This window comes from Streptomyces sp. NBC_00091 (assembly GCF_026343185.1).
Lineage (GTDB): Bacteria > Actinomycetota > Actinomycetes > Streptomycetales > Streptomycetaceae > Streptomyces.
The window spans coordinates 1136137-1158540 of sequence record NZ_JAPEMA010000001.1 but is presented as its reverse complement, the minus strand read 5'-3'; the positions used below and the strand labels follow the sequence as shown (position 1 = coordinate 1158540).

22 protein-coding genes are annotated in these 22404 nt (G+C 71.6%); 14 read left to right on the top strand and 8 right to left on the bottom strand.

The annotated features are described in order from the left end of the window. The first annotated feature begins 57 nt into the window (after positions 1-57). The 7 genes from OOK34_RS04880 to OOK34_RS04850 all read left to right on the top strand — a co-directional run bounded on the left by OOK34_RS04880 (position 58) and on the right by OOK34_RS04850 (position 6582). The gene (locus OOK34_RS04880; protein WP_267036627.1) at positions 58-570 is read left to right on the top strand and encodes a F0F1 ATP synthase subunit B; all 513 of its coding nucleotides are present in this window, start codon (positions 58-60) and stop codon (positions 568-570) included. Beyond that, positions 567-1382 (top strand): F0F1 ATP synthase subunit delta, encoded by an 816-nt coding sequence (locus OOK34_RS04875; protein ID WP_267032625.1) that lies wholly within the window; start codon positions 567-569, stop codon positions 1380-1382. Before OOK34_RS04880 ends, OOK34_RS04875 begins: the two co-directional genes overlap by 4 nt. 132 nt (positions 1383-1514) lie before the next feature. Continuing rightward, positions 1515-3110 (top strand): F0F1 ATP synthase subunit alpha, encoded by a 1596-nt coding sequence (gene atpA / locus OOK34_RS04870; protein ID WP_267032624.1) that lies wholly within the window; start codon positions 1515-1517, stop codon positions 3108-3110. 20 nt (positions 3111-3130) lie between these two features. After that, the gene (locus OOK34_RS04865; protein ID WP_267032623.1) at positions 3131-4048 is read left to right on the top strand and encodes a F0F1 ATP synthase subunit gamma; all 918 of its coding nucleotides are present in this window, start codon (positions 3131-3133) and stop codon (positions 4046-4048) included. Continuing rightward, on the top strand, positions 4048-5490 hold the full coding sequence (gene atpD, locus OOK34_RS04860) for a F0F1 ATP synthase subunit beta (RefSeq protein ID WP_267032622.1): 1443 nt from the start codon (positions 4048-4050) through the stop codon (positions 5488-5490). The genes OOK34_RS04865 and atpD overlap by 1 nt, the downstream gene beginning before the upstream one ends. Positions 5491-5631: 141 nt before the next feature. Beyond that, positions 5632-6006: a F0F1 ATP synthase subunit epsilon gene (locus tag OOK34_RS04855; RefSeq protein WP_267032621.1), complete on the top strand. Its 375-nt coding sequence runs from the start codon at positions 5632-5634 to the stop codon at positions 6004-6006. Positions 6007-6135: 129 nt separating this feature from the next. Further along, the gene (locus OOK34_RS04850) at positions 6136-6582 is read left to right on the top strand and encodes a DUF2550 domain-containing protein (RefSeq protein WP_267032620.1); all 447 of its coding nucleotides are present in this window, start codon (positions 6136-6138) and stop codon (positions 6580-6582) included. A gap of 138 nt (positions 6583-6720) precedes the next feature. Here the strand turns inward: OOK34_RS04850 and OOK34_RS04845 are convergent, their stop codons facing one another. The 3 genes from OOK34_RS04845 to OOK34_RS04835 all read right to left on the bottom strand — a co-directional run bounded on the left by OOK34_RS04845 (position 6721) and on the right by OOK34_RS04835 (position 10575). Beyond that, entirely contained in the window at positions 6721-8568 is a 1848-nt protein-coding gene (locus tag OOK34_RS04845; protein WP_267032619.1) for a glycoside hydrolase family 18 chitinase, read from the bottom strand. 184 nt (positions 8569-8752) lie between these two features. Continuing rightward, entirely contained in the window at positions 8753-9403 is a 651-nt protein-coding gene (locus OOK34_RS04840) for a response regulator transcription factor (protein WP_267032618.1), read from the bottom strand. Next, positions 9400-10575, bottom strand: coding sequence for a sensor histidine kinase (locus OOK34_RS04835; protein ID WP_267032617.1), 1176 nt, complete (start codon positions 10573-10575; stop codon positions 9400-9402). The genes OOK34_RS04840 and OOK34_RS04835 overlap by 4 nt, the downstream gene beginning before the upstream one ends. A 171-nt stretch (positions 10576-10746) precedes the next feature. On the opposite strand from OOK34_RS04835, the gene OOK34_RS04830 reads away from it, so the two are divergent. After that, on the top strand, positions 10747-11325 hold the full coding sequence (locus OOK34_RS04830) for a hypothetical protein (protein ID WP_267032616.1): 579 nt from the start codon (positions 10747-10749) through the stop codon (positions 11323-11325). Here the strand turns inward: OOK34_RS04830 and OOK34_RS04825 are convergent. Continuing rightward, complete coding sequence (locus tag OOK34_RS04825) at positions 11322-11894, bottom strand: cob(I)yrinic acid a,c-diamide adenosyltransferase (protein ID WP_267032615.1); 573 nt, start codon at positions 11892-11894, stop codon at positions 11322-11324. The genes OOK34_RS04830 and OOK34_RS04825 overlap by 4 nt on opposite strands. Positions 11895-12101: 207 nt before the next feature. On the opposite strand from OOK34_RS04825, the gene OOK34_RS04820 reads away from it, so the two are divergent. The 4 genes from OOK34_RS04820 (at position 12102) to OOK34_RS04805 (ending at position 16744) form a co-directional block, all read left to right on the top strand. Further along, the gene (locus OOK34_RS04820; protein WP_267032614.1) at positions 12102-12950 is read left to right on the top strand and encodes a 3-hydroxyacyl-CoA dehydrogenase family protein; all 849 of its coding nucleotides are present in this window, start codon (positions 12102-12104) and stop codon (positions 12948-12950) included. 157 nt (positions 12951-13107) lie between these two features. After that, a complete protein-coding gene (locus OOK34_RS04815) occupies positions 13108-13431 on the top strand; it encodes an STAS domain-containing protein (protein ID WP_267032613.1) in 324 nt (107 codons plus the stop codon). Between the two features lie 52 nt (positions 13432-13483). Then, on the top strand, positions 13484-14125 hold the full coding sequence (locus OOK34_RS04810; protein WP_267032612.1) for a LysE family translocator: 642 nt from the start codon (positions 13484-13486) through the stop codon (positions 14123-14125). A gap of 183 nt (positions 14126-14308) precedes the next feature. After that, entirely contained in the window at positions 14309-16744 is a 2436-nt protein-coding gene (locus OOK34_RS04805; RefSeq protein ID WP_267032611.1) for an ATP-binding protein, read from the top strand. Positions 16745-17214: 470 nt separating this feature from the next. Here OOK34_RS04805 and nucS read toward each other — a convergent pair whose 3' ends face one another. Further along, entirely contained in the window at positions 17215-17886 is a 672-nt protein-coding gene (gene nucS, locus OOK34_RS04800) for an endonuclease NucS (protein ID WP_267032610.1), read from the bottom strand. Between the two features lie 220 nt (positions 17887-18106). Between nucS and OOK34_RS04795 the strand changes: the two genes are divergently transcribed. After that, positions 18107-18499: an SCO5389 family protein gene (locus OOK34_RS04795; RefSeq protein ID WP_267032609.1), complete on the top strand. Its 393-nt coding sequence runs from the start codon at positions 18107-18109 to the stop codon at positions 18497-18499. An 81-nt stretch (positions 18500-18580) separates the two neighbouring features. On the opposite strand, the gene OOK34_RS04790 is transcribed toward OOK34_RS04795, so the two are convergent. Further along, complete coding sequence (locus OOK34_RS04790) at positions 18581-19612, bottom strand: LLM class flavin-dependent oxidoreductase (RefSeq protein WP_267036626.1); 1032 nt, start codon at positions 19610-19612, stop codon at positions 18581-18583. A gap of 248 nt (positions 19613-19860) precedes the next feature. Between OOK34_RS04790 and OOK34_RS04785 the strand changes: the two genes are divergently transcribed. Continuing rightward, positions 19861-20187, top strand: a complete 327-nt coding sequence (locus tag OOK34_RS04785; protein ID WP_267032608.1) for an ATP/GTP-binding protein — start codon at positions 19861-19863, stop codon at positions 20185-20187. Positions 20188-20202: 15 nt separating this feature from the next. Here the strand turns inward: OOK34_RS04785 and OOK34_RS04780 are convergent, their stop codons facing one another. Together OOK34_RS04780 and OOK34_RS04775 are read right to left on the bottom strand one after the other, a co-directional pair. Further along, positions 20203-21057, bottom strand: a complete 855-nt coding sequence (locus OOK34_RS04780; protein ID WP_267032607.1) for an ABC transporter permease — start codon at positions 21055-21057, stop codon at positions 20203-20205. After that, positions 21054-22277, bottom strand: coding sequence for an ABC transporter ATP-binding protein (locus tag OOK34_RS04775; RefSeq protein WP_267032606.1), 1224 nt, complete (start codon positions 22275-22277; stop codon positions 21054-21056). Before OOK34_RS04775 ends, OOK34_RS04780 begins: the two co-directional genes overlap by 4 nt. Positions 22278-22404 lie beyond the last annotated feature (127 nt).

The following is a 22404-nucleotide window of genomic DNA, read 5'->3' as shown; positions in this document are numbered from 1 at the left end:
CGAACAGCCCACTAGACGAAAGGCACTGATGTGAACCTCCTGGTTCTCGCGGCCGAGATGGAAAACCCTCTCGTTCCGCCGATCCCCGAGCTCGTCATCGGTCTGATCGCCTTCGTCATCGTCTTCGGGTTCCTCGCGAAGAAGCTCCTCCCGAACATCAACAAGGTTCTGGACGAGCGCCGCGAGGCCATCGAGGGCGGTATCGAGAAGGCTGAAGCCGCTCAGACCGAGGCCCAGAGCGTGCTGGAGCAGTACAAGGCCCAGCTCGCCGAGGCCCGGCACGAGGCTGCGCGCCTGCGCCAGGACGCGCTGGAGCAGGGCACTGCGCTCAAGGAAGAACTGCGCGCAGAGGGCCAGCGGCAGCGTGAGGAGATCATCGCTGCCGGTCACGCCCAGATCGCGGCAGACCGCAAGGCCGCCTCTCAGGCGCTGCGTCAGGACGTGGGCAAGCTCGCCACCGACCTGGCCGGAAAGCTCGTCGGCGAGTCCCTCGAGGACGTCGCCCGCCAGGGCCGCACGATCGACCGCTTCCTCAGCGAGCTCGAGGAGAAGGCCGAGGCGGCCCGATGAACGGAGCGAGCCGCGAGGCGCTGGCCTCCGCGCGCGAGCGTCTCGACGCGCTGACGGACAACACGTCCGTCGACGCGGCGAAGCTCGCCGGTGAGCTGGCAGCCGTCACCGCGCTGCTCGACCGTGAGGTCTCGCTGCGTCGGGTCATCACGGACCCGGCGCAGTCCGGCGAGGCCAAGGCCGAGCTGGTCGGCCGGCTGCTGTCCGGCCAGGTCGGCGGGGAGACCCTCGACCTGGTGTCCGGCATGGCGCGCTCCCGCTGGTCGCAGTCCCGCGACCTGGTGGACGCGCTCGAGGTGCTGGCGGCCACCGCCGACCTCACCGCCGCCCAGCAGGGCGACGCGCTCGACAACGTCGAGGACGAGATCTTCCGCTTCGGCCGGATCGTCGCCTCGAGCACCGAGCTGCGTTCCGCGCTGACCGACCGCGCGGCCACCGTCTCCGCCAAGAGCGAGCTGCTGCGCAGCCTGCTCGGCGGCAAGGCGAACGCCGTCACGGAGCGCCTGGTCGTCCGTCTTGTCACGCACCCGCGTGGACGTAGCCTGGAAGCGGGACTCGAGTCCCTCTCCACGCTCGCCGCCGAGCGCCGCAACCGCATGGTCGCCACCGTGACCAGCGCGATTCCGCTCAGCGACGTGCAGAAGCAGCGTCTCGGCGCGGTGCTGGCCAAGCTGTACGGCCGCCAGATGCACCTGAACCTCGACGTGGACCCCGCGGTCCTCGGCGGGATCTCGGTGCGGGTCGGCGACGAGGTCATCGACGGCACCATCGCGGACCGCCTCGCAGAGGCGTCCCGCCGCATGGCCGGCTGACCTCAGCCACCAACTAGAACAACGCATTCCTAGCGGCCCGGTTGGGCCGTGCAGAACTTGCAGAAGATTCCTGGGGGTCGCCCCCAGACCCCTAAGAAGCTTCAGGCCCAACAAGGAGAGCAGGGAACCCAGATGGCGGAGCTCACGATCCGGCCGGAGGAGATCCGGGACGCACTGGAGAACTTTGTCCAGTCGTACCAGCCGGACGCGGCCTCGCGCGAGGAGGTCGGAACGGTCAGCGTTGCCGGCGACGGCATCGCGAAGGTGGAGGGCCTGCCCTCCGCCATGGCGAACGAGCTGCTGAAGTTCGAGGACGGCACCCTCGGTCTCGCCCTCAACCTCGAGGAGCGCGAGATCGGTGCGGTCGTCCTCGGCGAGTTCAGCGGTATCGAGGAGGGCCAGCCGGTGCAGCGCACCGGTGAGGTGCTCTCCGTCGGCGTCGGCGAGGGCTACCTCGGCCGCGTCGTCGACCCGCTCGGCAACCCGATCGACGGTCTCGGCGAGATCGCGACCGAAGGCCGTCGCGCCCTCGAGCTGCAGGCCCCCGGCGTCATGGTCCGCAAGTCGGTCCACGAGCCCATGCAGACCGGCTACAAGGCCATCGACGCGATGGTGCCGGTCGGCCGTGGCCAGCGTCAGCTGATCATCGGTGACCGTCAGACCGGCAAGACCGCTCTTGCCGTCGACACGATCATCAACCAGCGCGACAACTGGCGCTCGGGCGACGTGAACAAGCAGGTCCGCTGCATCTACGTCGCCATCGGCCAGAAGGGCTCGACCATCGCGTCCGTTCGCGGCGCCCTGGAAGACGCCGGCGCGCTCGAGTACACGACGATCGTCGCCGCCCCGGCGTCCGACCCGGCCGGCTTCAAGTACCTGGCGCCGTACACCGGTTCCGCCATCGGCCAGCACTGGATGTACGCCGGCAAGCACGTCCTGATCATCTTCGACGACCTGTCGAAGCAGGCCGACGCCTACCGCGCCGTGTCGCTGCTGCTGCGCCGCCCGCCGGGCCGTGAGGCCTACCCGGGTGACGTCTTCTACCTGCACTCCCGTCTGCTGGAGCGCTGCGCGAAGCTCTCCGACGACATGGGTGCCGGTTCGATGACCGGTCTGCCGATCGTCGAGACCAAGGCGAACGACGTGTCGGCGTTCATCCCGACCAACGTCATCTCCATCACCGACGGCCAGTGCTTCCTGGAGTCCGACCTGTTCAACGCGGGCCAGCGCCCGGCGCTGAACGTCGGTATCTCGGTCTCCCGCGTCGGTGGCTCCGCCCAGCACAAGGCCATGAAGCAGGTTTCCGGCCGTCTGCGCCTGGACCTCGCCCAGTACCGCGAGCTGGAGGCGTTCGCCGCCTTCGGTTCCGACCTGGACGCCGCGTCGAAGGCTTCGCTGGAGCGCGGCAAGCGTCTGGTCGAGCTGCTGAAGCAGGGCCAGTACCAGCCGATGCCCGTCGAGGAGCAGGTCATCTCCGTCTGGGCCGGCACCACCGGCAAGATGGACGACGTCCCGGTCAACGACATCCGTCGCTTCGAGTCGGAGCTGCTGGAGCACCTGCGCCGTGAGCGCAAGGACCTCCTCACCTCCATCGCCGACGGCGGCAAGATGTCGGACGACACCCTGACGTCGATCGCTGACGCCATCGCCGGCTTCAAGCGCCAGTTCGAGACCTCGGACGGCAAGCTCCTGGGCGAGGACGCACCGGCCGTCAACGTCTCCAAGTGACGACGGAAGGGACCTGACTCATGGGAGCGCAGCTCCGGGTCTACAAGCGTCGCATCCGTGCCATCACGGCGACCAAGAAGATCACCAAGGCGATGGAGATGATCGCCGCCTCGCGCATCGTCAAGGCGCAGCGCAAGGTGGCGGCGTCGATGCCGTACGCGACCGAGCTCACCCGTGCGGTGACCGCGGTGGCGACCGGCTCGAACACCAAGCACGCCCTGACGACCGAGGCCGAGGCGCCGACCCGTGCCGCGATCCTGCTCATCACGAGCGACCGCGGTCTGGCCGGCGGCTACTCCTCGAACGCCATCAAGCAGGCGGAGCGGCTCACCGAGCGGCTGCGCGCTGAGGGCAAGGAGGTCGACACGTACATCGTCGGCCGCAAGGGTGTCGCCTACTTCGGGTTCCGCGAGCGCAAGGTCGCGGACTCGTGGACCGGCTTCACCGACAGCCCGGCCTACGCCGACGCCAAGCGCGTCGCCGGGCCGCTGATCGAGGCCATCCAGCTGGACACGGCCGAAGGCGGCGTCGACGAGCTGCACGTCGTCTACACGGAATTCGTGTCGATGATGACGCAGAACGCGGTCGACGGCCGGATGCTGCCGCTCAGCCTCGACAAGGCAGAGGAGGAGACCGGCGCGAAGGGCGAGATCCTTCCGCTGTTCGACTTCGAGCCGTCGGCGGAGGACGTCCTCGACGCCCTGCTGCCGCGCTACGTCGAGAGCCGCATCTACAACGCACTGCTGCAGTCGGCCGCTTCCGAGCACGCCGCCCGCCGCCGCGCGATGAAGTCGGCGACCGACAACGCCGGGGACCTCATCAAGAGCCTCTCCCGGCTTGCCAACGCGGCCCGCCAGGCCGAAATCACCCAGGAAATCAGCGAGATCGTCGGTGGCGCGAGCGCCATGGCTGACGCGACCGCGGGGAGTGACAAGTAATGACGACCACTGTTGAGACGGCCGCCGCCACGGGCCGCGTCGCCCGGGTCATCGGCCCGGTCGTCGACGTGGAGTTCCCCGTCGACGCCATGCCCGAGATCTACAACGCCCTCAAGGTCCAGGTCGCAGACCCGGCCGAGGACGGCAAGCTCAAGACCCTGACCCTCGAGGTCGCGCAGCACCTGGGTGACGGCATCGTCCGTACCATCTCGATGCAGCCGACCGACGGTCTGGTCCGCCAGGCCGCGGTGACCGACACGGGCGAGGGCATCACCGTCCCCGTCGGTGACTTCACCAAGGGCAAGGTGTTCAACACCCTCGGTGAGGTGCTGAACTACCCGGAGGAGAACGCCAACGTCACCGAGCGCTGGCCGATCCACCGCAAGGCGCCCCGATTCGACGAGCTCGAGTCGAAGACCGAGATGTTCGAGACCGGCGTCAAGGTCATCGACCTTCTCACCCCGTACGTCAAGGGTGGAAAGATCGGTCTGTTCGGTGGTGCCGGTGTCGGCAAGACCGTTCTGATCCAGGAAATGATCTACCGCGTCGCCAACAACCACGACGGTGTGTCGGTCTTCGCGGGCGTCGGTGAGCGTACCCGTGAGGGCAACGACCTCATCGAGGAAATGGCCGACTCGGGCGTCATCGACAAGACGGCGCTTGTCTTCGGCCAGATGGACGAGCCCCCGGGCACCCGTCTGCGCGTCGCGCTTGCCGGTCTGACCATGGCGGAGTACTTCCGCGATGTGCAGAAGCAGGACGTGCTGTTCTTCATCGACAACATCTTCCGGTACACCCAGGCGGGTTCCGAGGTGTCGACCCTGCTCGGCCGTATGCCCTCCGCGGTGGGTTACCAGCCGAACCTGGCCGACGAGATGGGTCTCCTCCAGGAGCGCATCACCTCGACCCGTGGTCACTCGATCACCTCGATGCAGGCGATCTACGTCCCCGCGGACGACCTGACCGACCCGGCGCCGGCGACCACCTTCGCCCACCTCGACGCGACGACGGTTCTTTCCCGTCCGATCTCCGAGAAGGGCATCTACCCGGCCGTGGACCCGCTGGACTCGACGTCCCGCATCCTCGACCCGCGGTACATCGCGGCGGACCACTACGCCACGGCGATGCGCGTCAAGGGGATCCTGCAGAAGTACAAGGACCTCCAGGACATCATCGCGATCCTCGGTATCGACGAGCTGGGCGAGGAGGACAAGCTCGTTGTCCACCGTGCCCGTCGCGTCGAGCGCTTCCTGTCGCAGAACACCCACGTGGCGAAGCAGTTCACCGGCGTGGACGGTTCGGACGTTCCGCTGGAAGAGTCGATCACCGCGTTCAACGCGATCTGCGATGGTGACTACGACCACTTCCCCGAGCAGGCGTTCTTCCTGTGCGGTGGCATCGAGGACCTGAAGGCCAACGCCAAGGAGCTGGGCGTCTCCTGATCCGGCGCGCTCCTCCCGGAGCGCATCCGGTTCAACGGTTTCAACGGAGAGGGGCGGGTGCGTCCCGTCCCTCTCCGCACGCCCATTAGAATTTGACCCAACACCCGGCTGACCCGCCGGGTGGTGACCCGAGGAGCCACCTTGGCTGCTGAGCTGCACGTCGAGCTGGTCGCGGCGGACCGCAATGTCTGGTCCGGCGAGGCCGCCCTGGTCGTCGCCCGCACCACGTCCGGCGACATCGGCGTCATGCCCGGTCACCAGCCGCTTCTCGGTGTGCTGGAATCGGGCCCGGTGACCATCCGCACCAGCGAGGGCGGCACTGTCGTCGCCGCGGTGCACGGCGGTTTCATCTCGTTCGCGGACAACAAGCTGTCCCTGCTGGCCGAGATCGCCGAGCTCGCCGACGAGATCGACGTCGAGCGTGCGGAGCGGGCACTGGAGCGCGCCAAGTCGGAGGCCGATGCGGCATCCGAGCGGCGCGCCGATGTCCGGCTGCGCGCGGCCGCGGGGCGCTGAGCCCCGTACCGCAGAGTTTGATACCTCAGCCGCGGTCCGGTCTGGAATTTTCCAGACCGGGTCGCGGCTGAGGCGATACGGATCCTTTTTTGTTTTGCGGGAATTCGATGAGCGAGGAGGTCGGTGAAGATGCTCCTCGCTCTGCTTGTGAGCGGCCTGGTCGTAGCCCTGGTGGTGATCGGGCTGTTTGTGTTCGGGCTGCGCCGCAGACTCATCCAGCGGTCCGGCGGGACCTTCGACTGCAGCCTGCGCTGGGGTGTGGCCGAGGAGCCCGACGTCTCCGGCAAGGGGTGGGTCTACGGGGTCGCCCGCTACAGCGGTGACCGCATCGAATGGTTCCGGGTGTTCAGCTACTCGCCGCGCCCGCGCCGGCTGCTGGAGCGTTCCTCCATCGAGGTGCTCGCGCGCCGCGCGCCCGAGGGCGAGGAGGAGCTGGCCCTGCTGTCCGACGCCGTCGTGCTCGGCTGTTCCCACCAGGGGACGCGCCTGGAGCTGGCGATGAGCGAGGACGCGCTGACCGGGTTCCTGGCCTGGCTGGAGGCCGCGCCGCCCGGGCAACGGGTAAATGTTGCCTGAATTCCTTGCCCGTTGGATGGGGGTCCCCCCGGACGAAGTCTGGGGGAGGGTAAATGTTGCGTAGGGGCTTTTGCTCAGCGAGAAGCCGGGCGGACGGGGGCGGACCCGTCTGCCCGGCTTCGGCCTTTCCCGGCGCGGCTACCGCAGGCCGGTGTGGATCGCGTTCGCCAGCTCGCCGTTGGCGGTGTCGCCGCTGAATTCCCAGAAGAAGGCGCCCTTGAGGCCCTGGTTCTTCAGCCAGGTCATCTTCCCGGCGATGGTGGCGGGGGTGTCGTAGCTCCACCAGTTGCTTCCGCACTTGGCGTAGGCCGTGCCGGCGACGGTGCCGGTGGTGGGGCAGCTGGTCTTGAGGACCTTGTAGTCCTCGATGCCCTGCTCGTAGGTACCCGCGGCGGGCCCGGTGGCCGTGCCGCCCGGGGCGTCCTGGGTGACTCCGGTCCAGCCGCGGCCGTAGAAGCCGATGCCGAGGTTGAGCTTGGATCCGGGGATGCCCTTGCCCTTGAGCTTGGTGATGGCGGCCTCGGAGTTGAAGCCGGCGATCGGGATGCCGGCGTAGGAGGTCAGCGGGGAGTGCGGGGCGGTCGGGCCCTTGGCCTCCCACGCGCCGAAGAAGTCGTACGTCATGACGTTGTAGAAGTCGACGTACTGGGCGGCGCCCCCGTAGTCGGCGAGGTCGAGCTTGCCGCCGTTGGAGCCGTCGGCGGAGATCGCGGCGGTGACCAGGTTGGAGCCGCCGAACTTGGCGCGCAGGGCCGACATCAGGTTCTTGAAGGACGCGGCGCCGCTGGTGTCGCAGGACAGCCCGCAGGCGTTCGGGTACTCCCAGTCGATGTCGATGCCGTCGAAGACGTCCGCCCAGCGGGGGTCCTCGACCAGGTCGTGGCAGGACTGGGCGAAGGCGGCCGGGTTCTGGGCGGCCTGCCCGAAGCCGCCGGACCAGGTCCAGCCGCCGAAGGAGTAGATGACCTTGATGTTCGGGTACTTGGCCTTCAGCTTGCGCAGCTGGTTGAAGTTGCCGCGCAGGGGCTGGTCCCAGGTATCGGCGACGCCGTCGACGCTCTGGTCGGCGGTGTAGGCCTTGTCGTAGTCGGCGTAGGAGTCGCCGATGGTGCACTTGCCGTTCTGCACGTTGCCGAAGGCGTAGTTGATGTGGGTGATCTTCGCCGCGCTGCCGGAGGTGACCAGGTTCTTCACGTGATAGTTGCGCTGGTAGACGCCCCAGTCGGTGAAGTAGCCGAGCTTGACCTTGGCGCCCGGGTCCGGGGGCTCGGTGGTGCCGCCCGGGGTGGTCACCGAGAGCCCGCCCGAGGAGGGGCCGGTCTGGTCGGCGGTGTCGCGGGCGGTGACCGTGTACGTGTACGTGGTGCCCTTGGTCAGGCCGCTGTCGGCGAAGGTGGTGCCGGTGACGGTGGTGAGCTTGCTGCCGCCCCGGTAGACGTCGTAGTTCTTGACGCCCTTGTCGTCGGTGGCCGCCGGCCAGGACAGGGTCAGCGCGTTCTCGGTGACGCCGGTCGCGGTGGGGGCGCCGGGGGCCGAGGGCGGGTTGTCGGCGGGGGTGGTGCCGCCCTCGCAGGAGCCGCCGTTGATCTTGCAGCCGGAGGGGGCGCCGGTCCCGGTGCCGTTGAAGCCGAAGCTGACGGTGGACCCGGGGGCGAGGGTGCCGTTCCAGCCGACGTTCTTGGCCGTCCAGTGGTCGCCCGAGCTGGTGACGGTGGCGTCCCAGGCCGAGGTCACCCTGGTGCCGGCCGGGTAGTCCCACTCCACGGTCCAGCTGGTGAGGGTGGTGGTGCCGGTGTTCTTCACCGTCCACTTGCCCTCGAAGCCGGAACCCCAGTCGGAGACCTTGGCGAAGGTCGCGGTCGCGGAGGCGGCGGCCTGCGCCGGGCCGGCCAGGCCGACGAGGCCGGCGACGGGCAGGGCGAGGGCCGCCACGGTGGCGGCCAGCCTTCTGAACAGACGGTTGCGTCGTGGGGGTGCTGTGCTCAAGGGTGCTCCTCCGTAGGTCCGTGCCGGTCGTGGGGCCGACCGGGCACATGGGGGTGGGACCTGCGCCGCCCGTGAGCACGCCTGGCGCGTTCCTTGTCATGGCACGCTCACCACAGTGATGCCGTGAGACTAGAAAGGTCTGGACCAAGCGTCAAGAGGTCCAGACCTCACCTCCCGCGCCCGTCTATATCCCCAACTCCTGGGCCAGTACGGCCGCTTGGACCCGGCTGCGCAGCTCCAGCTTCCCCAGCAGTCTGCTGACGTGCGTCTTCACCGTGGCCTCCGCCATCTCCAGCCGTACGGCGATCTCCGCGTTCGACAGCCCCTCGCCCAGCGCCCCCAGCACCTCCCGCTCGCGCCGGGTCAGCGACTCCACCGCCGCCGCCACCTCCGGGCGCACGGGGCTGCGTACGACCTGCGGCGCGGCGAACTCGGCGATCAGGCGACGGGTCACCGCCGGAGCGATCAGCCCCTCGCCGCGCGCCACCGTCCGCACCGCCGCGATCAGCTCCGCCGCGTCCGCGTCCTTCAGCAGGAAACCGGCGGCCCCCGCCCGCAGCGCCCCGAAGACGTACTCGTCGAGATCGAAGGTGGTCAGGACCAGTACGTCGGCCAGCCCCCGCTCCACCACCTGGCGGGTGGCCGACACCCCGTCGAGCCGCGGCATCTGCACGTCCATGAGGACCAGATCCGGCCGCAGCCCGTCCGCCAGCCGCACCGCCTCCTCGCCGTCGGCCGCCTCGCCCACCACCTCGATGTCGCCCGCACTGCGCAGGATCAGCACCAGGCCGGCCCGTACCGCACGCTGGTCCTCCGCCACCACGACCCTGATCATGCCCGCACCGCCCTCTCCTCGGCGGGCAGCGCCGCCCGCACCTGCCACACCCTGCCCGACGCACCCGCGGTGAACGTCCCGCCCAGCAGCTCCGTGCGCTCCCGCATGCCGATCAGCCCGGCCCCGGAGCCCGGGGCGCGCGGGCCGGGCCGCTCCCCGTACGGGGAGTCGACCGCCACCGTCAGCAGCCCGCCCCCGTGCGCCACGCGCACCCGGACCGTGCCCGGGGCCGCGTGCTTGAGGGCGTTGGTCAGCGACTCCTGCACGATCCGGTACGCCGCCAGCTCCACCGGGGCCGGCAGCGGCGGACCCGGCGCCCGCTCGTCCGCGAGGACGAAGTCCAGACCGCTCGCCGACCCATTGGTACGGGCCTGCCCCAGCAGGGCGTCCAGACCCTCCAGGGAGGGCACGGCGACGGCTTCCTGCTCCGCCCCGGCGTCCCGCAGCAGCCCGATCAGCCGGCGCATCTCCGCCAGCCCCTGCACGCTGTTCTCCCGGATCACCCCGAGGGCCTCGCGGCTGGTGGCGGGCGAGTCGATGGAGATCGCCGCGGTGGAGTGGATGGCGATCGCCGAGAGGTGGTTGGCCACCATGTCGTGCAGTTCCCGGGCCATCCGGGCCCGCTCGGCGACCACCGCCTGCGTACGGTCCATCTCGGCCAGCAGCGCCGTCTGCTCGGCGCGCAGCCGGGCGGCCTCGGCCGCCTCGCGGTGGTTGCGCAGGGTGGCGCCGGTCAGGGCCGGGCCGAAGCTCACGATGCCGGTGACCACACCGATCAGCAGGGCCTGCGGGCTGCGCAGCCAGACGAGGGCGGCGATGGTGACGACGACCGTGATCAGGCCGGTGGAGACCGGGAGCCGCCGCGCCATGGCGGGCTTGCCGTAGACCACGGCCGCGTACATCAGGTCGGTGAACATGATGACGCTGGCGATGTTGCCGACCGTGAACTGGTCCGCGACCACCGCGAGCGTGCCGACGGACAGGGTGACGTTGGGCGCGGAGCGGCGCAGCAGCTCCAGGGCGCCGAGCACCGCCAGCGGGACCAGCACCGCCCAGTCGGGCACGAAGTGCCGGCTGGGCGTGCTGTAGACGCCGAGCGCCCACAGCAGCAGACCGGCGAGCACGCTGACCGCCGCGAGCAGGACGTCGTCGCGGTGCGGTCGGGGGATCATCGGGAGCACGCTCCCATCCAACACGGTGCGGTGCGGCGCGGCCTCGCCGCCCGGGCGGATACGGCACTACATCGAAGGATGCAGCGGGCTTTCGTCACTGGAGACGACGATCCGGGGCGCGGCGGCCGGAACCCTGGAGGAGAACGTTTCGAGAGGAAGGGAGAGCGGGCCATGCTCGTCGCGCTGATCATCGCCTGTGAGGTCGGTTTCTGGGTGCTCCTGGCCGGCGGCCTGGCACTGCGCTACCTCGCCGGGATGCCGAGGCTGGGAGCCGCCGTCCTGCTGTGCGAGCCGCTGCTGGAGCTGGTGCTGCTGGTGGTGTCCTTCGGCGACCTGAAGAACGGCGGCGAGCCGAGCTGGAGGCACGGCCTCGCGGCCTTCTACATCGGCTACACCGTCGGATACGGGCACTACACCGTGAAGTGGCTCGACCGGCACGCCGCCCACCGCTTCGCCGGGGGCCCGAAGCCGCCCGGAACCACGTACGGCAAGGCCCGCGCGGTCCACGAGTGGAAGCTGTGGGCGCGGACCCTGGCCGGCGCCGCCGTCGCGGCGGGACTGCTCCAGGCGGGCATCTGGTACGTCGGCGACGCGGCCGACACCAGCGGGCTCCAGGCGTGGCAGGCCGGAGCCCTGCGGGTGCTCGGCATCCAGGCCCTGATCGCCGCCAGCTACACGATCTGGCCGAGGAAGGCCCCGGTGGACGCCGCGGACGCCGCGGACGCCGAGCTCGCCAAGAGCGACCGCTAGCGCTCGCCGCCCGGCACCCACAGCACGTCGCCGACCTCCTTGTTGGCCGTCCGCGCCAGGATGAACAGGAGGTCGGACAGGCGGTTGAGGTAGGTGGCCGTCAGCGGGTTCATCACCTCGCCGTGCACCTCCAGCGCCGCCCACGTAGAGCGCTCGGCCCGCCGGACCACCGTGCAGGCCTGGTGCAGCAGGGCCGCGCCCGGGGTGCCGCCGGGGAGGATGAAGCTGCGCAGCTTCTCCAGCTCCTCGTTGAAGACGTCGCAGTCCGCCTCCAGGCGGTCCACGTAGAACTGCTCCACGCGCAGCGGCGGGTACTGCGGGTCCTCCACCACCGGGGTGCACAGGTCCGCACCGACGTCGAACAGGTCGTTCTGCACGCGGACCAGGACCTTCACGACCTCCTCCGGCAGGCTGCCGAGCGCGATGGCCGTGCCGATGGCGGCGTTGGCCTCGTTCGCGTCGGCGTACGCGGAGATGCGCAGGTCCGTCTTCTGCGTCCGGCTCATGTCCCCCAGGGCGGTCGTGCCCTGGTCGCCGGTGCGGGTGTAGATACGCGTCAGGTTCACCATGCGGCCAGCGTAGACGTGCCCGCCGGGGGCAAGCCGGCGAAGGGTGAACTGTGAGGCTGCGCACGGCTGCTGGGCCGTATCAGTGTGATGTCCGTCATCTGAGACGTGACGCGTGTTACTTCACGGTCACTGGGCCGCTCACGGGCGCTAGTCTCCGCCGGAGAGGCTACGAGGCCGGGTCGTACTGAGAACAACGAGGGGTGTGCAGTGGCTGGGAAGCTCGCCGTCATCGGCGCGGGACTGATGGGTTCCGGAATCGCTCAGGTCTCCGCTCAGGCGGGTTGGGACGTCGTCCTGCGGGACGTCACCGATGCCGCGCTGACCCGGGGCACCGACGGGATCAAGGCCTCGTACGACAAGTTCGTCTCCAAGGGCAAGCTGACCGCCGAGGACGCCGAGGCGGCCCTCGCCCGGATCACCACGACCACCGACCTCGACGCGGTCGCCGACGTGGACATCGTCGTCGAGGCGGTCTTCGAGAAGATCGAGATCAAGCACGAGATCTTCCGTGCCCTCGACAAGATCGTGCGCGAGGACACCATCCTCGCCTCCAACACCTCCGCCATCCCGATCACCAAGATCGCGGCGGCGACCGAGCGCCCCGAGCGGGTCGTCGGCGCGCACTTCTTCTCGCCCGTCCCGATGATGCAGCTCTGCGAGCTGGTACGCGGCTACAAGACGAGCGACGAGACCCTCGCCACCACCCGCGCCTTCGCCGAGTCCGTCGGCAAGACCTGCATCGTCGTCAACCGCGATGTCGCCGGCTTCGTGACCACCCGTCTGATCTCCGCGCTGGTCGTCGAGGCCGCGAAGCTCTACGAATCGGGCGTGGCCTCCGCCGAGGACATCGACATCGCGTGCAAGCTGGGCTTCGGGCACGCCATGGGCCCGCTGGCCACCGCCGACCTCACCGGCGTGGACATCCTGCTGCACGCCACCAGCAACATCTACACCGAGTCGCAGGACGAGAAGTTCGCGCCGCCGGAGCTGATGCGCCGCATGGTCGACGCGGGTGACATCGGCCGCAAGAGCGGCCAGGGCTTCTACAAGCACTGAGCACTACCGTTCGAATCTCCGCACCCTACGGGGTGAATTAGGTATCGGTTCGCTCACGGTCGGCAACTTCACTGCCCGCGGGGCAGTCAGTTGCAGTGAGAGTTGCCGACCACGGATCAGTCGGACCACACGCAAGCGGTAAAGCCGGGGAGCACATATGCACATCAGGGGCGACCACGCCGAACTCGCTGTCGGGGGCCGCCTCGACGTGCGCAGCGCGGCTGACGCCCGTACGGTCCTCCACACCGCCCTCGACGACGGCCACGGCGACCTCGTGCTCGACCTGACCGGACTCGACTCCTGGGATGCGACCGGACTCGGCGTGATCATGGGAGCCCACCGGCGGGCCGGCCGGACCGGGCGGCGCCTGGTCCTGCGCGGGGTGCCCGACCGGATGCAGCGGCTGCTCGTCGCGACCCGGCTGCACCGCATCCTCGCGATCGAGGGCGGGCTGGAAGCGGAGACCCTGCCCCGGGTGTAGGCCCGGGGAAAAGGGGCTGCGGCCCCGGGGCGTCCTCCGCTTACATGGGCCCATGGTGTCCACCGACAGACTGCTGGCCTTCGCGGCCATGTCCCTCCTGCTGATCGTGATTCCCGGCCCCAGCGTGCTGTTCGTCGTCGGGCGGGCCCTGGCCCAGGGCCGCCGGGCCGCGCTGACCACGGTGGTCGGGAACACGCTCGGAGCGTACGTACTCGTCGTGGCCGTGGCGCTCGGCGTCGGGGCCGTCGTGGAGCGCTCGGTCCTCCTCTTCACCGCCCTGAAGCTCATCGGCGCCGCCTACCTCGTGTACCTGGGCGTCAAGGCGGTCCGCGGGCGCGGCTCGCTGCACGCCGCCTTCACCGGCGGGGCCCCCGCGGCCCACGGCAGCCTGCGGACCCTGGGAGAGGGCTTCGCGGTCGGCGTGGCCAACCCCAAGACCATGGTGTTCTTCGCCGCCGTGCTGCCCCAGTTCGTCGACCGCGAGCAGGGGCACGTCGTGCTCCAGATGCTCCTGCTCGGCCTGGTCTTCAACCTCATCGCGGTCGTCTCCGACAGCGTGTGGGGGCTCGTCGCGGCCACCACCCGCGACTGGTTCGCCGGATCGCCCCGCCGGCTCTCCATGGTCGGCGGGATCGGCGGGCTCACGATGATCGGCCTCGGCGTCACCGTCGCCGCGACCGGCCGCAAGGATTAGGGTCTTCCGGCGGATCGGGAGGAAACGTGACGGTCCGGTGGTGAAGACACCCCTGCGGTTCCCGCCGGACCGGCCACGGTCTAGGGTTCGGGCGGAAACCGGACCGGTAGCGACAACGACGTGAGCGGGCGCCGGGCACAACGAAGACGGCGACGGCGCGCGACGCGATCGGGGGACTTGGTCATGGACCGTACACAGGGGCAGACCGGTCAGGATGAGCAGCCCGCGGGCCCGCCCGCGGGGGCGGGCGCGGCGCGGACCCAGGCACCCGCGCGGGTCGTGACCCTGACCACCGGGGAGTTCACCCTCACCGTCAACCCCGTCGACGGCAGCGAGATCGAGCCCCAGCGGCCCGGCGCCCGCCAGGACCCGGACCGCCTCCCCGCCAAGCGCGACGCCGCCGCCCGCGCCGCCCGGGACGCCGCCGCGCGTCCGCCCGTACTGCCCGGGCCGCCCGTGCCCGCCCTGCCGCTCCTGGAGCGCGCCGAGGAGCGGGAGCGGCTCGTACGGCTGCTGGGGCGCGGGCGCTCCGTACGCCTGACGGGGCCCGCCGGATCCGGCCGTTCCGCCCTCCTCGACGCGGTCGCCGAGGCCTGCGCGGACCTCGCGCCCGACGGGGTCGTCCGGCTCGGCGGGCACGGACAGCAGCAGCCCGCCGAGCTGCTCCACACCCTGTACGCCACCGTGTACGAGACCCGGGACGAGCGCCCCGACCGTACGGAACTCCTCGCGCGGGTACGCGAGATCGGCGCGATCGTGCTCCTCGACGACCTGGAGCTCGGCGGCCCCGCCCTCGACGAGCTGCTGCGCGCCACCCCCGAATGCGCCTACCTGCTCGCCGCCACCCCCGACACCAAGGCCCCCTCCGACGACTCGCACCTGGAGGAGGTCTTCCTCGGCGGGCTCGGACGGGCCGAGTGCGTGCGGCTGCTGGAGGCGGCCACCGGCAGGGCGCTGACCGAGGAGGAGACGGCCTGGGCCGCGGACCTGAGGTTCGCCTCGGAGGGCCTGGCGCTGCGCTTCGTACAGGCGGCCGCGCTGCTGCGTCAGCGCGACGAGCTGAACCGGACCTCCGCCGGGGACGAGGACGAGGAGCCCGGGGTCTTCGAGGAGCGCCCCCGCGACCCCCGCCACGTGCCGCTGCCCACCCTGGCGCAGGCCGCGGCCCCCGCCGAACTGCTGGCCTCCCGGGTGAGCGAGTCGGCCCGGGCCGCCCTGCGGATCGCCTGCGCGCTGGGCGGGGAACTCCCGCACCACACGCACCTGCCCGCGCTGGTCGGGGACACGCACGCCGACACCGCCGTCGCGGAACTGGTGGGCTGCGGACTGATCACCCCGGTCGGGCCGCGGTACCGGCTCGCCGAAGGGGTCGCACGGCAGCTGGAGGAGGCCGGGTACGGGGAGAGCGCCGCCGAGGAGGCCCGTACGGCCGCCCGGCACTACGCCTGGTGGACCGGGCACGCCTCGGTGACCCCGGAGCGGGTCGCGTCGGAGGCCGACGCGGTGCTGGCCGCGCTGGCCGGGGCCGATGTGGTGGCCGCCGTACTCCTCGCCCGCACCGCGGCCCCGGCCTTCGCGGCGGCCCCGCACTGGGAGGCGTGGGAGCGGGTGCTGCGCTCGGGGGCGGAGGCCGCACGGAAGGCGGGGGAGGTCGCCGAGCAGGCGTACTTCCACCACGAGCTGGGCGTGCTCGCGCTGTGCGAGGGCCGGCTGGACCGGGCGCGGGCGGAGCTGGAGGCCTCGATCGGGCTGCGCGGGGCGCTCGCGGACAAGCGCGGGACCGTCGCCGGGCGGCGGGCGCTGGCGCTGGTCACCGACCGGGAGGCGCTGGGGGTGGAGGTGTCCCCGCCGCTGCGCCTCGCCCCGCCGGCGGCTCCGCCGGTCCCGGTGGCGAAGCCGGCTGCCGCCCTCGCTCCCGCGGCCTCGGAAGCCGTCACCCAGCTGACCCCGGTGATCGGGCGGGCCGCGCCGCCGACGACCCTGTCACAGGTGTTCGCGGACGCGTTCCCGCAGGCCCCGCTGCCCGCGCCCGCGCCCGCGCCCGCGCCCTTGCCCGCGCCCTTGCCCGCGCCCCTGCCCCGCCACCCGGGGCCCGAGCCGGCCGGGCGGCGCAAGACGGTGCTGCTGGCCGCCGCGGGTGCGCTCACGGTGGTGGCGCTCGGCACGGTCGTCGGCCTGTCGCTGGCGTCGGGGGAGGACCCGGAGCAGCCGGCGGCCCCCGCCGTGTCCTCGACCCCGGACGCCCCGGCGGCGGTACCGCCGCAGGCTCCCGGGAACAGCGGGAACGATCCGGCGCCCGCGCCCCCGTCGGAGCCGGGCTCCTCCACCGCGCCGCCCCCGCAGACACCGCGGCCGCCCGGCGCCGAGCCGGGCGCGGGCTCCGGCCCCGGCCCCGGCCAGGCCCCGCACCCGACCCCGCCGCCCCGCACGCCGGGCCCGGAACTCCCGCAGCCGACCCCGCCCGCGCCCAAGCCGACGCCGCCGACGACCCCGCCCGCGCCGACCACCCCGCCGGCGCCGACCCCGCCGGAGCCCACCCCGTCGGAGCCCCCGACACCCCCGGTCACCTCCACGGCGGCCCAGTCCCCGACGACCCCGCAGTCCCCGACGGCCATCTGACGCCGGCCCTGCGGGGCTGTCCCCTCCCCGCCCTTCCACCGTTCCCCGGGCGCCGCCCGGACCCGGTCCGCAAACGCCGGACGGGCTGGAGAGCCACCCGCGGGCCCGGCGCGGGCCCGGTGGGGCGGCATCTCCCGGGGCCGGCGCGCACCCGGTGGGGCGGCATCTCCCGGGGGCGGCCCGGCTCGCGCCGGCTGCCTTCCCAGCCCGTCCGGCGCTTGAGGACCGGGGCCCGGGGCGGAGCCCCGGTTTCGGGAAGGGGCGGGGTGGGGGAGGCCCCGCGCAGCGGCCCCGCACGATGACGGCCCCCCGAGCCAGAGCTCAGAGGGCCGTAGGAACGACGAACCGCACGCAGGCGTCGCACCGGGGCGAAACCCCGCCCGGCGCCCGCCGGACGGAGTTCGGCGCAGCGGCGCGAAGCCGGGGAGGCCCGCCAGGGCCGCGCCGCGCGAGCGGCGCGTCAAAAGGAATCAGAACAGGCGGAGCTTGTCGTCCTCGATGCCGCGCATCGCGTTGTAGTCGAGGACGACACAGTCCATGCCCCGGTCATTGGCCAGGACCCGCGCCTGCGGCTTGATCTCCTGCGCCGCGAACACGCCCCGGACCGGCGCCAGGTGCGGGTCGCGGTTGAGCAGCTCCAGGTACCGGGTCAGCTGCTCGACGCCGTCGATCTCCCCGCGCCGCTTGATCTCCACCGCCACCGTCGCGCCCGAGGCGTCCCGGCACAGGATGTCGACCGGGCCGATCGCCGTCATGTACTCGCGCCGGATCAGGGTGTAGCCCTCGCCCAGCGTGTCGATGCGGTCGGCGAGCAGCTCCTGGAGGTGCGCCTCGACGCCGTCCTTGATGAGGCCCGGGTCGGTGCCCAGCTCGTGCGAGGAGTCGTGGAGGACTTCCTCCATGGTGATGATGAGCTTCTCGCCCGCCTTGTTGACGACGGTCCAGACGTTCGCGTCGTCACCGGTCCCCTCCTTGAGGGTGCACGGAGGCGACATCCAGTTGAGCGGTTTGTACGCCCGGTCGTCCGCGTGGATCGAGACACTGCCGTCGGCCTTCACGAGGATCAGACGGGGTGCCGAGGGCAGATGGGCGGTGAGCCGGCCCGCGTAGTCGACGGAGCAGCGGGCAATGACGAGACGCATGGTCGGCAACGCTACTCGACCGATGGGCCTCCACGCGATTCGCCCCTGAAAGCCCCGTTCGCCGATGGCGCGTTGTATGCGCATTCTCCTGGTGCGCCACCCGGTGGGCGCCTACCGTGGTGAGCGGGAGGTTGCCGAGCGTGCACACTGCGTCGCGGCCTCCTTCCCTGCCCGTAGGACTCCGGCAACCCAAACGGCCGGGGTCACGAGAGGAGAACCCATGTCGCTCGACGTCTCACCGGCCCTACTCGAACAGGCCGAGCGAGGCGAGGTCGACGAAGCCGCATTCGTCGACTGCGTCCGGACCTCCCTGCCTTACGCATGGGAGATGATCAGCTCGTTGGTGGCCCAGCTGGAGGTTGAGGGCGGACAGTTCGCCGACAACCAGACGCCGCCGCCGGACGAGCAGGCGCGCGGGCAGCTGCTGCGCGCGCTCGCGAGTGACGCGATACGTGGTGCGCTGCAGCGGCACTTCGGGGTGCGCCTGGCATTCCAGAACTGCCACCGCGTGGCGGTGTTCCCGCTGGATTCCTCGGTGGACGACCGGTTGGCCAAGTTCACGTCGATCCGCGGCCAGCTGCTCAACCAGTCCCCGGAACTTCGGGACTGCTAGCAGAACCGGTACTCCGCTGCCGCTCCGTGTCGCGGGAGGTGCGACTGACACCGGAGCGGCAGCCCCAGGCCCGTGACGGGCTCACACCAGCAGGGGCATGACCTCCGCGCCGAGGCGCCGGACGTTCTCCTCGGTCGCGGCGAGGTCGCCCGAGCCCTCCGTGAGCAGGGCGAAGCGGGTGATGCCGGTCCGCTCCGAGGTGGCCGCCAGCCGCTCCGCCGCCAGTTCCGGGCTGCCGACGGGGTGCAGCGAGCACAGCAGTTCCGTGTACGCGAGCGGGTCCCGCATCGCGCGCTGCCGGCCGTCCACCGTCACATGGGCGTCCAGGCCCTGGCGGAACCAGCCCGGCATCGCCTTCAGCAGGGTTTCCCGCGCGTCGGCCGTGCGGTCCGCCAGCTGGCAGACCCCGGCCGACACGTGCCCGGCCGCCCGTACGGCCTCCGGCGCATGGCCGTGGGCCAGCGCGGTCCGGCGCCACAGCGCGACCTGCTCCGCCTTCTCCTCGTCCCCGCAGTGCATGCCCAGCAGCATCGGCAGCCCACGCTCCGCGGCCATCCGCACCGACGCCGGGGAGGTGCAGGCGACGATCACTTCCGGCCCCGTCCCGTCACCGTCCAGCGCCTGGGCCGGGCGCGGTACGACGGCCACCTCGCGGAAGGCGTGCCGCTCGCCGGCCGCCCCCACCCGGGGCTCGGTCAGCCAGCGCCGCAGCAGGTCGAGATCGTCCGGGAAGCCGCTCTCGTACGCCTCCAGGCCGGCCCCGAACACCTCCAGGTCCACCCACGGCCCGCCCCGCCCCACCCCGAGGGTGAACCGGCCTCCCGAGGTGACGTGCAGCAGGGCCGCCTGCTCCCCGAGGGCCACCGGGTGCGTGTTCGGCAGCACGCTGACCGCCGTGCCCACCCGCAGCCGCCGGGTCCGCCCCAGCAGCAGGGCCGCCAGCGTCACCGCCGACGGGCAGACCCCGTACGGGACGAAGTGGTGTTCGGCGAGCCACAGCGAGTCCAGCCCGGACTCCTCGGCCACCTCGGCGGTCCGCACCGCCCGGTGCAGCGCCTCGCCCTGCCCCTGGCCCGGGAACTGGGCCGCCAGTACAAACGCTCCTACGCGCATCATCGCCCTTTGCCTCCTCGCGGCTGACGCGGCCTCCCCCAGGTGGACCGACTCGTTGATGGCATCAACGTCTGCTGGCAACAACGTCTGACACGTGCCAAAGGCACGGCCTGACAGGAAAGTTATTGAGATTGTCGGGCCAGTTCTCGTATGACGGTCGGCCTTCATCAGCCACCCTGCGGGTACCCGGGCTCGCTGCGCGTAGTCTGGGAGAAAGTCACTGTCGGCCGCCCTTTCGTGAGGTATACGTGTCACCGCGCCACAACCGCCCCAGGGGCGGCGAGACTCCGGACGAACGACCCGCGACCGGCCTCGACCGGTTCGGGCTGGAGCGCACCGAGGAGTACCAGGGCGAGGAGTGGAAGGTCCGGCACGTGGCGGGCGCCAGCGCGGCGGGCAAGCGCTACCGCTGCCCGGGCTGCGACCAGGAGATCCCCTCGGGCACCCCGCACCTGGTGGCCTGGCCCGAGTACGGCGGCGTGGACGACCGGCGGCACTGGCACAAGGCCTGCTGGAACGCGAAGGACCGCCGCACCTCCAAGGTGCAGCGGTCCCGCAACGCGCCCCGCTACTAGGGGGTGTCCGGGCCGTCAGACGTCGCGGCGGCCGACCACCGCGTACGAGGCGGCGACCGCGCTCGCCGTCACCAGGCCCAGCAGCGTCAGCTGGGCCAGCTTGCTGGGGAGGGTTTCCCCGCCCAGGTCGCTGCCTTGCAGCCCGAAGAGCTGGATCAGCCCCACGGGGGCGTTGAAGCGCAGCACCAGCGAGCCGAGGCCCGAGGTGACCGGCCAGGCGCTCAGTATCGCCCCGAGCACCGGGGGCATGGTGACCACGCCGAGCATGACCGCGATCCCGCCCGCCGAATGCCGTACGAGCGCCCCGACCGCTAGCGCGAGGACGCCCAGCAGGGTCACGTAGAAGGAGCCGGCCAGCGCGCCCCCCCACTCGCTCCAGCTGTGCTGCCCGGCGGCGGGCCCATTGTGCAGGAGGGCGGCCCACAGGCCGACGAACATCACCGAGCCGGTGGTGACGGCGAAGGCCACCACTCCGAAGACCAGGTACTTGGCGGTGAGCACCCGCAGCCGCTCGGGGGCGGCGGTGAAGGTGGTGCGGATCAGGCCGGTGCCGTACTCGGAGGAGATCGTCAGCACGCCGAGCACGATCACGGCCACCTGGCCGGCCATCAGCCCGAAGAGGGCGGGACCGGTGAAGGGGAGGTACTGGTAGTCGCGGGCCGAGGTCTGGAGCACGGCGAGCATGCCGACTCCGACGACCAGCGCCACGAGGGAGCCGAGCGTCCACAGGGTGGAGCGCACCGAGGTCAGCTTGGTCCACTCCGAGGCCACGGCGTGCCCCAGGTGCGGACGCGGCGTGGGCAGCGGCGAGCTGTACGGGCCCGGCTGCTCCGCGCCCGCCCCGGGCACGGCGGCGGGGGTGGTGGTCATCGGGGGTCCTCGGGGGTGTTCTCGGCCGCGCCCGACAGGTCGGCGGCCGCGACGTCGGCGGGGGAGCGGTCGGCGCGGGGGCGGTCGGCGGGCGGGGGAGCGTCGGCGGAGGTGCCGCCCCGGGCGAGGTCGGCCGCGCTGCCCGGCATCAGGAAGGGCCGCCCGGATCCGGGCGGCGGGGGAGCGAAGAAGCTCGCCGCGGTCTCGGCCGGGACGGCGGCCGCCGTCTCGTCCTCCCACTCGGGGACGGTCAGCGGCTCGGGCTCCCACAGCTCGGCGCGGGGGTCCGCGGTGGAGGTGTACTCGACGGAGGACTGGGTCATCCGCATGTAGGCCTCTTCCAGCGAGGCCCGGTGCGGGGACAGCTCCCACAGCCGTACGCCGGCCTCGTGCGCGAGGTCGCTGATGCGGGGCAGTTCCAGCCCGGTCACGCGCAGCGCCCCGTCGGGCTCCTGGAGGACCCGGCCGCCGGCCTTCGTCAGCGCGGTGCCCAGGGCCGTCCGGCCGCCGGGGCCCTGCTCGTGGGGGCCGTCGGCGGCGGCGCGGACCCGCGCGAATCCGGCCGAGTTGTGCGTGATGAAGTCGTGGGTGCCCATGTCGGCCAGCAGCCGTCCCCGGCCGATCACGATCAGGTGGTCGGCGGTCAGCGCCATCTCGCTCATCAGGTGCGAGGAGACCAGGACGGTCCGACCCTCGGCGGCGAGCTGCCGCATGAGGTTGCGGACCCAGAGGATGCCCTCGGGGTCGAGGCCGTTGACCGGTTCGTCGAAGAGCAGCACCTGCGGGTCGCCGAGCAGGGCGGCCGCGATGCCGAGCCGCTGGCCCATGCCGAGCGAGAAGCCCTTCGTGCGCTGGCGGGCCGCGTCCTTGAGGCCGACCACGCCGAGGACCTCGTCCACCCGCTTCTCGGGGATGCCGGAGAGCTGGGCGATGGCCAGCAGGTGGGTACGGGCCTTGCGGCCGCCGTGCATGGCCTTGGCGTCGAGCAGGGCGCCGACGTGCCGCTGGGCGTTCGGCAGCTCCCGGAAGGGGAGGCCGTTGATCGTGACATGACCGGAAGTGGGGCGGTCCAGCCCGAGGATCATGCGCATGGTGGTGGACTTGCCGGAGCCGTTGGGCCCCAGGAAGCCGGTCACATGGCCCGGCTTGACCTGGAAGGACAACCGGTCGACGGCGGTCTTGGCGCCGAAGCGCTTGGTCAGGCCGACTGCCTCGATCATCGTGCTGCCCCTTGCCAGGCCGGGACGGCTCTCGCCCGCGTACGCCTTAAGAGGATATCGAGACTCCTGCGGTTCCCTGCCGGGCCGGATCCCTGAGCTGCCCCTGAGATCCGACCCGGGGTTTTCC

Excerpts from the sequence above, each read along its gene's own strand:
- OOK34_RS04880 (WP_267036627.1), top strand. The coding sequence starts at position 58 with ATGGAAAACCCTCTCGTTCCGCCGATCCCCGAGCTCGTCATCGGTCTG.
- OOK34_RS04875 (WP_267032625.1), top strand. The coding sequence starts at position 567 with ATGAACGGAGCGAGCCGCGAGGCGCTGGCCTCCGCGCGCGAGCGTCTC.
- atpA (WP_267032624.1), top strand. The coding sequence starts at position 1,515 with ATGGCGGAGCTCACGATCCGGCCGGAGGAGATCCGGGACGCACTGGAG.
- OOK34_RS04865 (WP_267032623.1), top strand. The coding sequence starts at position 3,131 with ATGGGAGCGCAGCTCCGGGTCTACAAGCGTCGCATCCGTGCCATCACG.
- atpD (WP_267032622.1), top strand. The coding sequence starts at position 4,048 with ATGACGACCACTGTTGAGACGGCCGCCGCCACGGGCCGCGTCGCCCGG.
- OOK34_RS04850 (WP_267032620.1), top strand. The coding sequence starts at position 6,136 with ATGCTCCTCGCTCTGCTTGTGAGCGGCCTGGTCGTAGCCCTGGTGGTG.
- OOK34_RS04840 (WP_267032618.1), bottom strand. The coding sequence starts at position 9,403 with ATGATCAGGGTCGTGGTGGCGGAGGACCAGCGTGCGGTACGGGCCGGC.
- OOK34_RS04835 (WP_267032617.1), bottom strand. The coding sequence starts at position 10,575 with ATGATCCCCCGACCGCACCGCGACGACGTCCTGCTCGCGGCGGTCAGC.
- OOK34_RS04830 (WP_267032616.1), top strand. The coding sequence starts at position 10,747 with ATGCTCGTCGCGCTGATCATCGCCTGTGAGGTCGGTTTCTGGGTGCTC.
- OOK34_RS04825 (WP_267032615.1), bottom strand. The coding sequence starts at position 11,894 with ATGGTGAACCTGACGCGTATCTACACCCGCACCGGCGACCAGGGCACG.
- OOK34_RS04815 (WP_267032613.1), top strand. The coding sequence starts at position 13,108 with ATGCACATCAGGGGCGACCACGCCGAACTCGCTGTCGGGGGCCGCCTC.
- OOK34_RS04810 (WP_267032612.1), top strand. The coding sequence starts at position 13,484 with ATGGTGTCCACCGACAGACTGCTGGCCTTCGCGGCCATGTCCCTCCTG.
- OOK34_RS04805 (WP_267032611.1), top strand. The coding sequence starts at position 14,309 with ATGGACCGTACACAGGGGCAGACCGGTCAGGATGAGCAGCCCGCGGGC.
- nucS (WP_267032610.1), bottom strand. The coding sequence starts at position 17,886 with ATGCGTCTCGTCATTGCCCGCTGCTCCGTCGACTACGCGGGCCGGCTC.
- OOK34_RS04795 (WP_267032609.1), top strand. The coding sequence starts at position 18,107 with ATGTCGCTCGACGTCTCACCGGCCCTACTCGAACAGGCCGAGCGAGGC.
- OOK34_RS04790 (WP_267036626.1), bottom strand. The coding sequence starts at position 19,612 with ATGCGCGTAGGAGCGTTTGTACTGGCGGCCCAGTTCCCGGGCCAGGGG.
- OOK34_RS04780 (WP_267032607.1), bottom strand. The coding sequence starts at position 21,057 with ATGACCACCACCCCCGCCGCCGTGCCCGGGGCGGGCGCGGAGCAGCCG.
- OOK34_RS04775 (WP_267032606.1), bottom strand. The coding sequence starts at position 22,277 with ATGATCGAGGCAGTCGGCCTGACCAAGCGCTTCGGCGCCAAGACCGCC.